At 68.7% G+C, this 14,062-nt stretch carries 14 protein-coding genes and 1 tRNA gene; 9 read left to right on the top strand and 6 right to left on the bottom strand.

Translation table 11 applies throughout. The features are described from left to right. Position 1: 1 nt before the first annotated feature. A complete protein-coding gene (locus BLU62_RS07630; protein WP_074848968.1) occupies positions 2–952 on the bottom strand; it encodes an LLM class F420-dependent oxidoreductase in 951 nt (316 codons plus the stop codon). Between the two features lie 26 nt (positions 953–978). Continuing rightward, a complete protein-coding gene (locus BLU62_RS07625; RefSeq protein WP_074848967.1) occupies positions 979–2,010 on the bottom strand; it encodes a nucleoside hydrolase in 1,032 nt (343 codons plus the stop codon). 113 nt (positions 2,011–2,123) lie between these two features. Between BLU62_RS07625 and BLU62_RS07620 the strand changes: the two genes are divergently transcribed. Further along, on the top strand, positions 2,124–3,365 hold the full coding sequence (locus BLU62_RS07620; protein ID WP_074848966.1) for a M23 family metallopeptidase: 1,242 nt from the start codon (positions 2,124–2,126) through the stop codon (positions 3,363–3,365). An 81-nt stretch (positions 3,366–3,446) separates the two neighbouring features. Then, positions 3,447–4,376 (top strand): mechanosensitive ion channel family protein, encoded by a 930-nt coding sequence (locus BLU62_RS07615; RefSeq protein WP_074848965.1) that lies wholly within the window; start codon positions 3,447–3,449, stop codon positions 4,374–4,376. A 110-nt stretch (positions 4,377–4,486) separates the two neighbouring features. On the opposite strand, the gene BLU62_RS07610 is transcribed toward BLU62_RS07615, so the two are convergent. Beyond that, positions 4,487–4,572: transfer RNA gene (locus tag BLU62_RS07610), tRNA-Leu, on the bottom strand. A 106-nt stretch (positions 4,573–4,678) separates the two neighbouring features. On the opposite strand from BLU62_RS07610, the gene BLU62_RS07605 reads away from it, so the two are divergent. Both BLU62_RS07605 and BLU62_RS07600 read left to right on the top strand, forming a co-directional pair. Further along, positions 4,679–6,013 carry a M20/M25/M40 family metallo-hydrolase gene (locus BLU62_RS07605; RefSeq protein ID WP_074848964.1) on the top strand — a complete coding sequence of 445 codons (1,335 nt, stop codon included), beginning with the start codon at positions 4,679–4,681 and terminating at the stop codon, positions 6,011–6,013. A 61-nt stretch (positions 6,014–6,074) separates the two neighbouring features. Further along, positions 6,075–6,620, top strand: a complete 546-nt coding sequence (locus BLU62_RS07600; RefSeq protein WP_074848963.1) for a YbhB/YbcL family Raf kinase inhibitor-like protein — start codon at positions 6,075–6,077, stop codon at positions 6,618–6,620. Positions 6,621–6,687: 67 nt separating this feature from the next. Here BLU62_RS07600 and BLU62_RS07595 read toward each other — a convergent pair whose 3' ends face one another. Genes BLU62_RS07595 through BLU62_RS07585 form a run of 3 tightly spaced genes read right to left on the bottom strand, consistent with a single transcriptional unit; the run spans position 6,688 to position 9,226 of the window. Continuing rightward, positions 6,688–7,818: a quinone-dependent dihydroorotate dehydrogenase gene (locus BLU62_RS07595; RefSeq protein ID WP_074848962.1), complete on the bottom strand. Its 1,131-nt coding sequence runs from the start codon at positions 7,816–7,818 to the stop codon at positions 6,688–6,690. Further along, a complete protein-coding gene (locus BLU62_RS07590; protein ID WP_074848961.1) occupies positions 7,812–8,162 on the bottom strand; it encodes a DUF5703 family protein in 351 nt (116 codons plus the stop codon). Before BLU62_RS07590 ends, BLU62_RS07595 begins: the two co-directional genes overlap by 7 nt. Positions 8,163–8,164: 2 nt before the next feature. Beyond that, complete coding sequence (locus BLU62_RS07585) at positions 8,165–9,226, bottom strand: hypothetical protein (RefSeq protein ID WP_074848960.1); 1,062 nt, start codon at positions 9,224–9,226, stop codon at positions 8,165–8,167. 157 nt (positions 9,227–9,383) lie between these two features. Between BLU62_RS07585 and BLU62_RS07580 the strand changes: the two genes are divergently transcribed. The 5 genes from BLU62_RS07580 (at position 9,384) to mshC (ending at position 14,022) form a co-directional block, all read left to right on the top strand. Further along, entirely contained in the window at positions 9,384–10,226 is an 843-nt protein-coding gene (locus BLU62_RS07580) for an undecaprenyl-diphosphate phosphatase (RefSeq protein WP_074848959.1), read from the top strand. Between the two features lie 55 nt (positions 10,227–10,281). Next, entirely contained in the window at positions 10,282–11,019 is a 738-nt protein-coding gene (locus BLU62_RS07575) for an MSMEG_4193 family putative phosphomutase (RefSeq protein ID WP_074848958.1), read from the top strand. Positions 11,020–11,044: 25 nt separating this feature from the next. Continuing rightward, positions 11,045–11,755, top strand: coding sequence for a DUF3090 domain-containing protein (locus BLU62_RS07570; protein WP_074848957.1), 711 nt, complete (start codon positions 11,045–11,047; stop codon positions 11,753–11,755). Positions 11,756–11,791: 36 nt separating this feature from the next. After that, positions 11,792–12,667 (top strand): SCO1664 family protein, encoded by an 876-nt coding sequence (locus BLU62_RS07565; RefSeq protein ID WP_074848956.1) that lies wholly within the window; start codon positions 11,792–11,794, stop codon positions 12,665–12,667. Positions 12,668–12,759: 92 nt separating this feature from the next. Beyond that, positions 12,760–14,022 carry a cysteine--1-D-myo-inosityl 2-amino-2-deoxy-alpha-D-glucopyranoside ligase gene (gene mshC / locus BLU62_RS07560; RefSeq protein ID WP_074848955.1) on the top strand — a complete coding sequence of 421 codons (1,263 nt, stop codon included), beginning with the start codon at positions 12,760–12,762 and terminating at the stop codon, positions 14,020–14,022. The last annotated feature ends 40 nt before the right edge of the window (positions 14,023–14,062 follow it).

Below are 14,062 nucleotides of genomic sequence, written 5' to 3'. Positions count from 1 at the left end.
TTCAGCCGAGCAACGGCGCGAGCGTCTCGCCGAGGAGTGAGACCCGGCCCGGCACATGGCCGTTGGCGGCGGCGTTGACGGTGAACCCGTCGACACCCGCGGCCAGGATCTCCGCGTAGCGGGCCCCGACCTCGTCCGGGTCGCCGATGATCGTCATCCCGCGCCGCACCTCGGCGGCCGGCGTGCGCGCCACATAGGCCTCGTAGTCGGCGACCGCCTCCTCGTGGGTGGGCGCCGTGCACGTGTAGGTCTGGACGGTGACGGTGATCTCCGACCGGTCGCGTCCGAGTCGGTCGCAGTGCTCGGCGAGGGCGTCGAGTTTGCGCGGGATGTCCGACGGCGGGCACAGCAGGTTCGACTCGTCGGCGTACTGGGCGACCATCCGCAGGGTCTTGCGCTCGCCGCCACCACCGATCATCACCGGGATCCTCGACAGCGGCGCAGGGACATTCAGCGCATCGGCGACGCGGTAACGCTTGCCGTCGAGGCTGGGGCGTTCACCGGCGAGCATGCCGCGGATGATCTGCAGGGCCTCCTCGAGCTTCTCGAACCGGTCGGTGAAGGTGCCGAACTCGAAACCGAGCGAATCATGTTCGAGCTCATACCATCCCGCCCCGATCCCGAGCTGGGCGCGACCGCCGGAGACCAGGTCGAGGGCGGTGACGGTCTTCGCGAGGAGCGCGGGATTACGGTAGGTGTTGCCGGTGACCAGCGACGACAGGCGGACGGTCGACGTGTGCTGCGCGAGCGCGGATAGCAGTGTGTAGCACTCGATCATCGGATCGTCGGGTTGACCGAGCATCGGCAGCTGATAGAAGTGGTCCATCACGAACACGGTGTCGAAGCCGGAGCTCTCCGCCTCCTGTGCCTGCGCGACGACGGTGGGGAAGAGCCGTTCGGCGGGAACGTCCGGGTAGGTGAAGTTGGCGATCTGATAACCGAGTCGAGTCACCGGTCAACTCTATGCGGGTGTGCGCCTCAGGTCCGGACGAAGGCGCGGGCGAATGCGCCGATCGTCTCGACGAGGTCGTCGAACACGGCGTCGAGGTCGGTGGCCGTGGCGATGCGGGCGTTGGGTCCCAGCGGCGACATCCAGCGTTCGTCGGCGACCGTCATACCGCGCGTGAGGGTTCCGACGAGCTCGACGTCGACCCGCGCCGGGATGCTCGTGACGAGATCGGGGGTCAGGGCCACCATCGCCGCGAACGGGTCGTGGAGATGGGCGATGTAACCCTCGTCGTGGTCATGGTGGAACTCGAAGTAGAAGCGCAGGGCATCCGTGAGGTGCCGGATGATCTCGTTGTCGGCGACCGAACGCAGTCCCCGTTCGTCGCTCGCGTCCGGACATTCCAGCGGCGGGCTCCCCGACGCGGCGGCCAGGCGCACCACGTGGTCCGGGGTCATCACGACCTGCTCGGTGAGATCGAGCGCGCACACGATGGGTTCCGGTGCGCCGTCGGTACCGAACGCCGCGAAGACCTCCGCGCCGGCCTCCGGGTCGACCGCGATGTTCCACTCCGAGGTCGGTGTCGTGTTGCCGTGCGTGTGGAAGGCGCCGCCCATGATCACCAGGCGGCGCAGACGTGCGGGCAGCGTCGGGTCCCGGCGGATCGCGGTCGCCAGCGAGGTCAGGGGACCGGTCACCAGTCCCACCAGCTCGCCGTCGTGGGTCCGGGACGCCTCGATCCACGCGTCGGCGGCGTCGGCGTGGCTCGGCGTGATGGTCGGGGTGGGCAGTTCGGCATGGCCGACTCCCAGCGGACCGTGGGTGTCCTCGGTCGTCATGAGTTCGGCGACGAGGGGAGCGGCCGCCCCGACGTGGACGGGGATCTCCGGTCGGCCGCAGAGTTCGAGCCAGGAGAGGTTGTTGGTGGTGACCACGTCGACGGGGACGTTGCCGGCCGTCGAGGCGATGCCGACGAGATCGACGTCGGCGCGGCCCAGCAGATAGAGGAGTGCGACCGAATCATCGATACCGGTGTCGCAGTCGAAGAACAGGCGCTGGGTCACGTCACAATTGTGCCCGGTCTGCGGTGAGGACCCGCGCGCCGCCCCGGCGTTCCCTAGACTCCCCGGGAGAGCCGGGCGGATCGCCGTCGGCGCGACGGCCGCGGAGGAACGCGATGCACCCACAACGACTTTCATTGGCCGTCCTCGGCGTGTGTGCGGCGCTCGTACTGGCCGCCTGCGGTGGTGCCGAGGACTCCGGTGGTACGGAAGTACCGGTTGTCGCCGAACCGGTCGTCACCCCGGTGGTGGGTTCGGTGATGTTCACGCCGACGCCGTTCGCCGGGTCGGACGGCTCCGATCATCTCGTCTACGAGGTGTCGCTGACCAACTTCATGCGCACCCCGGTCACCATCACCGGGGTCAAGGCGCTCGACGCGGGGGCCGAGGGCTCCCCGGTGCTGCTCGGCCTCGACCAGGCCGGCGTGGCCGGGCGGCTCAAGCCCACCGGAGCGCCGTCCGTACCGCCGAGACCCGATGTGCCCGAGGGGTATTCCGAGGTGCTCGCTCCGGGGCAGAACGGCGTGTTGTTCCTCCACCTGCAATTCGAGGGCGACGCGCCGAAGAAGCTGATCCACGAGATCTCTGTCCGGGCCGACGAGGCGCCGCCCGAGATGCGTGAGACCACCGAGAGAATCGCGGCGGTCGACGTGAACGACGGCGTGGTCCCGGTCCTCGGTCCGCCGCTGATCGGCGAGCACTACATCGCCGCGGACGCCTGCTGCGACGCGGTCCGGCACACACGTGCCCTCCTGCCGCTCGACGGCGCTCCGATCCTCGCGCAGCGCTACGCCGTCGACTGGGAGCAGGCCGGACCCGACGGGAAGATCTTCGTCGGCGACGCCAAAGACCCGGCCAGTTACCGGATCTTCGGCGACGACGCGCTCGCGGTCGCCGACGGGACGGTGGTGGCCAGCCGCAACGACCTGCCCGAACAGGTGCCGGGCGAGTACCCGGAGGGGCTGCCCATCAGCGACGCCGACGGCAACAACCTCGTCCTCGACATCGGTGACGGCTTCTATGTGAACTACGCCCACATGCAACCCGGCTCGGTGCGGTTCAAGCCGGGGGACCGCGTGCGCCGGGGAGAAGTCATCGGCAAGGTCGGCAACACCGGCAACTCGGTTGCACCGCACCTGCACGTGCACGTCATGAACGGTCCGTCGTTCCTGGTGTCGCAGGGCGTTCCGAGTGTCACCGACCTGTTCACCATCACCGGCCGAGTGGCCGACACCGCGGGCTTCGACGCCTCGGAGGGCACCGGCGTCCCACTGGTCATGGCACCCGATGTGGCCGTCGCCACACAAGAGGACCGAATGATCCTCGATCAGAACATCGTCACGTTCCGCGCAGGCTGACAACGGTTTTCGAGGTCGACGACGCCGATCTCGGGCCGATCACGACTGGACAACGATCTCATCGTCCGTACGGTCGGGGTCATGACCATTCAGAATCTGGCTTTCGAATGGACCGACACGAATCGCGAATGGATCATCGAGAACCCGATCCGCATCGCGGCCTACATCCTGGTCGCGCTGGTCGTGCGCTACGCCATCCATCGCGCCATCGACCGAGCCACCCGCCCACGGTCCCGGGACGGCGAGAGATCGCGTGGCGCGACCCTGATGCGCGGCCTGCGGCCCAAGGCGCCGACGACCGAACGCAGCGCCCAGATCGCCGCTCGACGCGCCCAGCGGGCCGCGACGATCGGTTCGGTGCTGAAGTCCACGGTGTCGATCGTGCTGCTCGTCTGGGTGGTGCTGTCGGTGCTGAGTGTCCTCGGGGTGAACATCGCGCCGTTCATCGCCTCGGCCGGCATCGTCGGTCTCGCGATCGGTTTCGGCGCACAGAACCTGGTCCGCGACTTCGTGACCGGGGTGTTCATGCTCCTCGAGGACCAGTACGGAGTCGGTGACATCGTCGACCTGGGCGAGGCCATCGGTGAGGTGGAGACCGTGGGGCTGCGCGTGACCACTCTGCGCGACATCGACGGCACCCTCTGGTACGTCCGCAACGGCGAGATCGCCCGCGTCGGCAACATGAGTCAGGAGTTCGCGGTCGCCCGCGTCGACGTGCCGGTGGCGCCGGGCGCCGACATCGACAAGGCACAGCGGGTGGCCGCCGATGCGGCACGTGCAGCGATCGAGGAAGACGACACCGACATCCTCGGCGCCATCGAGATGCTCGGCGTGCAGGAGGTGTCCTCGGATCAGGTCGTCCTGCGTCTCACGGTCAAGACCAAGCCGAACGGGCAGTGGGCGGTCCAGCGCCGGCTGCGACGCGCCATCCTGCAGGCGTTCGTGGAGAACTCCATCGACCTGCCGTACTCGCGCGTCTGGGGGTCGATGATGGAGACGGCCGGAACCTAGCCGTATCAGCCGGCCGAGTCGCTCGTGCACACGAAGCGTGTCCGCGCGGTATCGAGGTCGAACGAGAAAACCCCCGGCCGGAGCCGGGGGTTTTCTCGTTGTATCTGCGGTGTCCGAGGGGGGACTTGAACCCCCACGTCCGTTAATAGGACACTAGCACCTCAAGCTAGCGCGTCTGCCATTCCGCCACTCGGACTTGCTCTGCTGCGTCGCTCCGGCGGGGATTTCTCTCCGCTGTTCTCGGCAGCGGGATAACACTAACCGAGGTTGCCCGTGTATCCCAAATCCCGTAGGAGTGAGGGGTGTCTTCACAGTCTGCGACCACTGAAGTAGTCGATCTCGTCAGCCGGTTGATCCGGTTCGACACCTCCAACACCGGGGAGCCGGAAACCACAAAAGGCGAGGAAGAGTGCGCCAAATGGGTGGCGCAGCAGCTCGAGGAAGTGGGATACACCACACAGTACGTCGAGTCGGGCCGCCCGGGCCGCGGGAACGTCTTCGCACGCCTCGCCGGACCGCCTGACTCCGACCGCGGGGCGCTGCTGATCCACGCCCATCTCGACGTGGTTCCCGCCGAACCGGCGGACTGGAGCGTCCACCCGTTCTCCGGCGCGGTCAAGGACGGGTACATCTGGGGACGCGGTGCGGTCGACATGAAGGACATGGCCGGGATGGCGCTCGCGCTGGCCCGCCAGTTCAAACGCGACGGCACCGTCCCGCCGCGCGAGATCGTGTTCGCCTTCCTCGCCGACGAAGAGGCCGGCGGCACCTGGGGTGCCCACTGGCTCGTCGAGAACCGGCCCGACCTCTTCGAGGGGATCACCGAGGCGGTCGGCGAGGTCGGTGGCTTCTCCCTGACCGTCGATCGCCCCGACGGCACCCAGAAACGCCTGTATCTCGTCGAGACGGCCGAGAAGGGCCTCGGCTGGATGCGTCTCACCGCGGAGGCGCGTGCCGGTCACGGCTCGTTCCTGCACGCGGACAACGCGGTCACCGAGGTGGCCGAGGCCGTGGCACGAATCGGCCGACACACGTTCCCGCTCGTCATGACGGAGTCGGTGAGTCAGTTCCTCGCCGAGGTCAGCGCCGAGACCGGATTGGACTTCAGCCCCGACGCTCCCGATCTGGAGACGTCGCTGTTCAAACTCGGAAATCTCGCCCGCATCATCGGCGCGACGCTGCGCGACACCGCCAACCCGACGATGCTCAAGGCCGGCTACAAGGCCAACGTCATCCCGCAGAAGGCCGAGGCCGTCATCGACTGCCGCGTGCTGCCGGGCCGTCAGGCCGCCTTCGAGAAGGAGATCGACGAGCTCATCGGGCCGAATGTCACCCGAGAATGGATCACCCACCTCGACTCGTACGAGACGACGTTCGACGGCGACCTCGTCGACGCCATGAACAACGCCGTCCTCGCCCACGACGAGCAGGGAAAGACGGTGCCCTACATGCTCTCCGGCGGCACCGACGCCAAGGCGTTCGCCAAGCTGGGCATCCGCTGCTTCGGTTTCGCGCCGCTGCAGCTGCCGCCCGACCTCGACTTCGCGGCGCTCTTCCACGGCGTCGACGAGCGTGTGCCCGTCGACGCGGTCCTGTTCGGTACCGAGGTGTTGGAACACTTCCTGCTCCACAGCTGACCACTCACATAGAGTGGTCGGCAGATCGTTCCCATGCGCGAAACGTCCGAAAGGTGAACACATGTCGTCCTTCGACCCGTACTCCCCGCTACCGAGCCTGCCTGGTTTCACGCTGACCTCGGAGAGCCTCACCGACGGCTCGCCCCTGGCCAACGGTCAGGTCAGCGGAATCATGGGCGCGGGTGGAGAAGACCTGTCGCCGCAGCTGAGCTGGTCCGGATTCCCTTCGGAGACCAAGTCGTTCGCGGTCACCGTCTACGACCCCGACGCACCCACCGCGTCGGGCTTCTGGCACTGGGCCGTCGCCGACATCCCGGTGTCCGTCACCAGCCTGCCCGAGGGCGCCGGTGACGAGGACGGTTCGGGTCTGCCCGAGGGGGCCGTCACGCTCACCAACGACGCATCGCTGCGTCGCTACATCGGCGCCGCCCCGCCGCCCGGACACGGACCGCACCGCTACTTCGTCGTCGTGCACGCCGTCGACACCGAGACGCTGAATCTGCCCGAGGCGGCCACTCCGGCCTACCTCGGCTTCAATCTGTTCTCGCATGCGATCGCCCGCGCGACCCTCGTGGGCACCTACGAACAGCCCGGCGAGAACGTCTGAGAAGTCAACGACGACAACGGCGTCCCGACCCAGGGTCGGGACGCCGTTGTCGGCGCACTGTCCATGGCTACTCGGCCGCGGCGCAGCCCACCGCGTCGGAGATCGACGCGAACCCACCGGCGCGCAGGCGCTCGGCGAGACCCGAGTGGAGTTCGTAGAGCCACAGCGGTCCGCCGTAGATGAATCCGGTGTAGACCTGCAGCAGATCGGCGCCGGCGCAGATGCGCTCCCACGCCTGATCGACGGTCTCGATGCCGCCGACACTCACGATCGCGATCTTGCCGCCGACGCGGTTGTAGAGCCGCTTCAGCACGGCCAGCGAGCGATCGGCGACCGGCGCCCCGGACAGACCGCCCGCGCCGATCTCGCGCACCTCGGCGTCGGGTGTCCGCAGGCCCTCGCGGCCGATGGAGGTGTTGGTGGCCACGATGCCGGCCAGACCGAGTTCGACGGCGAGGTCGGCGACCGCGTCTATGTCGTCGTCGACGAGATCGGGGGCGATCTTCACCAGGACCGGGACATTGACCTCGGCCTGTACCGCGGCGAGGATCGGACGCAGCGAGTCGACGGCCTGCAGATCACGCAGGCCGGGGGTGTTGGGTGAGCTCACGTTGACGACGACGAAGTCGGCGAGCGGCCCCAGGAGGCCGGCCGACAACCGGTAGTCGTCGATCGCCTCGTCGAGGGGGACGACCTTGGTCTTGCCGATGTTGGCGCCGATCGGCACCGACACCGGTCCGCGCCGGACCTCTCGGAGATGTTCGGCGGCGACGTGCGCTCCGGGATTGTTGAAGCCCATCCGGTTGATGAGCGCCCGGTCGGCGGGCAGTCGGAACAGGCGCGGCTGCGGGTTTCCGGGCTGCCCCTGACCGGTGATGGTGCCGATCTCGGCGGAACCGAAACCGATTTGGCCCCAAGCGTTCACGGCTCCGGCGGTCTTGTCGAAGCCCGCCGCCAGCCCGATGGGGACCGGGAAGTCCACGCCGAACACGCGGCTGCGGAGGACCGGGTCATGGTGGGCGAGCACCTTGGCCACCGGGAAGGCCAGCGGTGAGAACCGGCCCACCGCGCGCAGCAGCACGAAGACGATGTGGTGGATGCGTTCCGGCGGAAACAGGAACATCACTTTGAGCAGCAGGGGATAGCACCACCGGTTGAGTGCGATCAGCACCTTGGTGGCGGTGTCGGCGGTCAGCATGCCTGGGCGCTCCGGGGGTCGTGGCCGTCGTGATCGGTGCGACGGTGGTTTGTCTGGGGGGTGTCCGCACCGAGTGATCGGGCACCGCGGGGCGGACGCCGGCGTTTGAGGAGGACCTTGCGCGTTCCGTCGGAGTAGAGGCGGACCCGGGACAGCTCCCAGCCGCCGAACTCGGCCTCGATCGCGAGTCGCATCGACGCGGTGACACGGGTGACATCCGGCGGCAGCTTCAGCAGCAGGCACTCGAAGTCCTCCGAGGTGACCTCCCAGCCGGTCGGGTATTTCGCGCCGACGCGGGCGAAGGTCCGTGAATGCCTGGTGTGGGGTCGCCGGTCAGAACTCATGGTCACCGGCCCGGCTCGACCGCCGTGACACCGAGAGGGGTGCCGGGCGGCGGTACGGCCTGGAGTCGGCCGTCGCGTGCCGACAGGACGTAGACGGTGCCCGCCTCGTCGACGGCGATGGAGTCGGGCTGGACGACAGACGCGAACCGCTGCTTCTCCTTCGGTTCACCGTCGGCCAGGTCATACGCCACCACCTCGTTGTTCCCGGTTGTCGACACCCAGAGCAGGTTGCGGGACTCGTCGTAGTCTACGGCGTACGGGCCGTCGGCCACCGGGTAGCGGAACCGCATGACCAGCGGAGACCCGAAGAACCCGAGGATCTCGCCGTCGCGGGTGTTCGCGACCAGGATGCGCCCGAAGCGGTCGACGGTCGAGTTCGTGGCACCGTTGCCGGCACGAAGCGCGGGACCGGTGTCCCCGGATTCCGGGTCGATCGGGGTCACCGACGACTGGGCGCGGTCGAGGACGACGACCTGGCCGTCGAGGCCCTCGGCGGAGGCCGGTGCCGCGGTGAGCGAATCCACGCGGACGAACTCGCGCAGATCGTGCTTTTTCCGGAGCTCGCCGTTCTCGATGTCTCCGTCGTAGATCAGTACCCGGCCGTCGGCCGTGCCCACCAGGATCTGGCCCGACGCCGCGCGTACGACCGCGGTCGGCGAGTCGGTGTCGAGTTCGGCGGTGCGGGCGGCGCCCTCGGCGTCGACGACGACCAGCGCACCCGGCCCGGCGCCGAGATAACCGCCGTCGGTGTCGGGCGCGAGCGCGGTCAGTCCGGGCACCTCGACCGGGGTGGGCGGCGTGGCCATGGCAGCGGTGTCGAATCGCAGGAGTTGCCTGCCGTCCGGCGAGACGACCGCGACCGTGCGACCGGAGGCCGCGAGTGCCCGGGAACCGACGGGTGCCGGAACGGTGAGTCCGGCCGGCTCGGAGGTCGCGGGTGCCTCGACCGCGGTCGCCGGGGCGACCGTCGGGACGTCCGGGGTGCCGGAGTCGTCGGAGCCGCACGCCGTGATCATCGCCACACCGACGGCGAGCGTCGCCGCCGCGGCGACCGGGCGCCGCAACCGTGCGAGACCTCTCGGGGGCTGGTGACGGGGGCTCGGTCGTCGAGACGAGTGCATGAACCCATCTTGCGTGACCGGTCGAGTCCGGCTCTCAGGCGGGTCGACGCGTGTCGCCGAGCCCGGTCCGAGGGCGGGGCTCCGCGTAGCATCGGGCGCCGTGACCGACACCATGACCTGGACCCAGTCGATCGTCCTCGGGGCGATACAGGGTCTCACCGAGTTCCTGCCGATCTCGTCGTCCGGGCATCTGCGTATCGCATCGGAGCTCATGTTCGGCGAGGACGCCGGGGCGTCGTTCACCGCGGTCACCCAGCTCGGCACCGAGGCCGCCGTGCTGCTGTTCTTCGCCAAGGACATCGTCCGCATCATCGCGGCCTGGTTCCGCGGCCTGTTCCACGCCGAGGAACGCAACCTCGACTACCGCATCGGCTGGTATGTGATCTTCGCGACCATCCCGATCGGACTCATCGGCTTCCTCGCCAAGGACCAGATCCGCACCACCGGCCGAAACCTGTGGCTGGTGGCGATCATGCTGATCGTCTTCGCCGGCGTCTTCTGGCTGGCCGAGCGTTACGGGACCAAGCAGCGCCCGCTCGAGAAGCTGACGCTGCGCGACGGCCTGGTCATGGGTGGCGCACAGTGTCTGGCATTGATCCCCGGTGTCTCCCGCTCGGGTGCGACCGCCAGCGCCGGTCTGTTCCTCGGCCTCGAACGTGAGGCGGCCTTCCGGTTCTCGTTCCTGCTGGCCATCCCGGCGGTGACCGCATCGGGCCTGTTCAGCCTGCCGGATGCGTTCAACCCCAGCGGCGAGGGCATGGAGGCCACCGGGCCGCAGCTGCTGGTCGCGACGATCGTGGCGTTCATCGTCGGATATGCGGCCATCGCCTGGCTGCTGAAGTTCGTCAGCAATCACTCGATGAACTGGTTCGGCGCCTATCGCGTGATCCTGGGTGTCATCCTCATCATCCTGCTGTCCACCGGCACGATCTCCGCGACCTGACGCCCGACCTGCTCGCCGTGTGCGGGTCACGGGCGTGCATGCCTATGGTTGTGGCATGACCGTGATCCTTCTCCGGCACGGCCGTTCGACGGCGAACACCTCGGGTGTGCTCGCCGGTCGTAGCCCCGGAGTCCACCTCGACGATCGGGGCCGCGCACAGGCCGACGACCTCGTGAGCCGCCTCGGCGATCATCTCGGCGGGATCAAGGCGGTGGTCCGTTCGCCGCTCGATCGTTGTGCCGAGACCGTCGCGCCGCTACTCGCCGCGCTCGGCACCAACGGCGACCGTCCGCCCGAGGTCGTCGTTGACGACCTGGCCGAGGTCGACTACGGCGGCTGGACCGGCCGTCCCATCTCGGAGCTGCTCGCCGAGCCGCTCTGGAAGGTCGTGCAGCAGCAGCCGTCGGCCGCGGTCTTCCCCGACGGGGAGGGTCTCGCCGACGTCCAGGCGCGTGCGGTTCGCGCCATCCGCGAACTCGACCGGGTCTACGGCGGACCCGACGGCTCCGACGTGTGGGTCGCCTGCTCGCACGGCGATGTCATCAAGTCGATCATCGCCGACGCCATGGGCAGCCACCTCGACGCATTCCAGCGGATCGTCGTCGAGCCGGCGTCGATCAGCGTCATCCGCTACTCCTCGTCGCGCCCGTATGTGCACACCGTGAACAACACCCAGAAGCTCTCGGTGCCGACTCCCCGGCCGCCCACCGACGACGCCCAGCAGGCCTCCGATGACGCTGTCGTGGGCGGGGAGACCGGTGCCGCTGCGACGATCCCGGCGACATCGGGATAATGAACAGAACAACTGAGGAGGTGTGATGTCCCGAGCGATCCACGTGTTCCGCAGCCCGGACCGGTTCGTTGCCGGCACGATCGGGCAACCCGGCGACCGCACGTTCTACCTCCAGGCCGTCCACGAGACACGCATCATCAGCGTGATGCTCGAGAAGCAGCAGGTCCAGATCCTCGCCGACCGAATCGGTGCCCTCCTCGACGAGATCCATCGCCGGTTCGGCACCCCGATACCGCCGCAGACCGATCGCGTGGGCGACCTGAGTCCGCTCGTGATGCCCGTCGACGCCGAGTTCCGCGTCGGCACCATGGGTCTGGGCTGGGACGCCGAATCCGAGGCCGTCGTCGTGGAGCTCCTGGCGGTCACCGAGGGGGAGTTCGACGAGAGCGTCGTGCTCGACGACACCGACGAGGGACCCGATGCGGTGCGCGTGTTCCTGACCACCGCGGCCGCGCGAGAGTTCGCCGCCCGGTCGTCGAAGGTCATCTCCGCCGGGCGCCAGCCGTGCCCGCTGTGCAGCGAGCCGCTCGATCCGGACGGCCACCTGTGCGTGCGCACCAACGGCTACAAACGTGATGCGCAGTTGAGCAAGTCGATCGACTTCATCGATCCCGAGGTGTTCAACAGCCTTGCCGCGCAGACAGATCCGAGCTTCCTCGTCGACGAGGACGACGACGATCAGGACGGTCCCGACGACGAGGATCCGGAGACTCCCGGACCCTCCTCGCCGGCGTGAGACCCCGGGGGCGGATGTGATCCGGGGGCGTACCCGTTGACGCCGGCGGCCGCGAGTCCACAACCGGAGTCCTCGGGGTCCGCACCGGGTGATGTGTCGCCGCTCGAGATCCTCCGCGACGGCGAACTGACGATCCTCGGCCGCATCCCGTCGGCGAGCAACGCCACGCTGGTGTGCGACGCCGTGCTCGATGAGCAGTCGGTGAGATGCGTGTACAAGCCGATCCGCGGCGAGGTCCCGTTGTGGGACTTCCCCGACGGCACCCTGGCCGGACGCGAGGTCGCGTCGTATCTCGTCTCCGAGGCCCTCGGCTGGGGCGCCATCCCCATCACGATCCACCGGGACGGACCGGTCGGGCCTGGCATGGTGCAGCTGTGGATCGAGACGCCGGACAACTCGGAGCATCCGCCGGTGGAGACACAGCCGCGGATCGACCTGGTCGATCTCTGCCCGGTCGAGGCGGTGCCGACGGGGTTCTTCGCGGTCCTGCAGGCGTACGACCCGTACGGAGAGCCCGTCGTGCTCGTCCACGCCGACGACCCGCGCCTGCAGCGGCTCGCGGTGCTCGACGTCGTCCTCAACAACGCCGACCGCAAGGGCGGCCACGTCCTCGAGGGCCTCGACGGCGGCGTCTACGGCATCGACCACGGCATCTGCCTGCACTCCGACGACAAACTCCGGACCGTCCTGTGGGGCTGGGCGGGGGAGCCGGTCCCCGGACACCTGGTCGCCGACGTCGCCGAACTGGCCGAACGCCTCGAGACGGACAGCTCGCCTCTCCGCGCCGATCTGCTGCGCCACATCACCGCCGACGAGGTCGACGCGCTCACCGTCCGGGCGATCGTCATCGCCGAGAGTGAGACCATGCCGATGCCGCCGGGGCATCGGCCCATTCCCTGGCCCCCGTTCTGATCGCCCCGTTCTGATCGCACAGGTGTGATCCCCGACGCCGGCGGGGCCGGGCCGTGAACACCTCGCGGTGAGTGGGCAATACAGTGGACGCCATGCAGTCGTGGCCCGATGTGGAACTTCCGGCGGTACCCGGCGAGGGACCAGCCCTTCGCCTCTATGACACCGCCGACCGTGCCGTCCGTCCGGTGACCCCCGGACAGACCGCCACCATGTACGTCTGCGGGATCACCCCGTACGACGCCACCCACCTCGGGCACGCCGCGACGTACCTGACGTTCGATCAGGTGAACCGTGTCCTGCGGGACCAGGGGCACGACGTCCATTACGTGCAGAACGTGACCGACGTCGACGATCCGCTGTTCGAACGTGCCGACCGCGACGGCGTCGACTGGCGCGACCTCGGTGCGCGCGAGACCCAGCTCTTCCGCGACGACATGACCGCGTTGCGGGTGCTGCCGCCGCGCGACTACATCGGTGCCGTCGAGTCGATCGGCGAGGTCATCGAGGTCGTCGAGAAGCTCCTGGCCTCTGGTGCCGCCTACACCGTCGACGACGCCGAGTACCCCGACGTCTACTTCCGGACCGACGCCACCGAACAGTTCGGCTACGAGTCCGGCTACGACCGCGAGACGATGGCCCGGTTCTTCGCCGAGCGCGGCGGCGACCCGGATCGGGCAGGCAAGCGCGACCCGCTCGACGCCCTGCTGTGGCGCGCGAAGCGGGAGGGCGAGCCATCCTGGGATTCGCCCTTCGGTCCGGGACGTCCGGGTTGGCACATCGAGTGCTCGGCGATCGCGCTCAATCGCCTCGGTATCGAGTTCGACATCCAGGGCGGCGGCAACGACCTGATCTTCCCGCACCACGAGTTCTCGGCCGCCCACGGCGAGGCCCTGACGGATTCACGACGCTTCGCCCGCCACTACGTGCACACCGGCATGGTCGGCCTCGACGGCGAGAAGATGTCCAAGAGCCGCGGGAACCTGGTGTTCGTGTCGGTGCTGCGCCGCGAGGGCGTCGATCCGGCCGCGATCCGCCTCGCGCTGCTCGCCGACCACTACCGCGGTGACCGCATGTGGACGCAATCGGTCCTCGACACCGCCCTCGAACGACTCGACCGGTGGCGGACGGCGTTCGCCGCGCCCACCGGTCCCGACGCGGCGCCGGTGATCGCACGTGTCCGCCAGCACCTGGCCGACGATCTCGACACGCCGAAAGCGCTTGCCGCAGTGGATGCCTGGTGTGCCGATGTGCGGAGCGGAATCGGATCGTCGGTACAGGCGCCGGCCGACCTCGCCGCCGCGGTCGACGCACTGCTCGGTATCCCGGCTTCGGCCCAGGTCCCGACGACGCCCTGACCGACCTCGCCCGGACGGAGCCGATCGCTCTGGGTACAGT

The organism is Gordonia westfalica, assembly GCF_900105725.1.
Taxonomy (GTDB): domain Bacteria; phylum Actinomycetota; class Actinomycetes; order Mycobacteriales; family Mycobacteriaceae; genus Gordonia; species Gordonia westfalica.
This window is presented reverse-complemented; position numbering and strand designations above follow the sequence as displayed.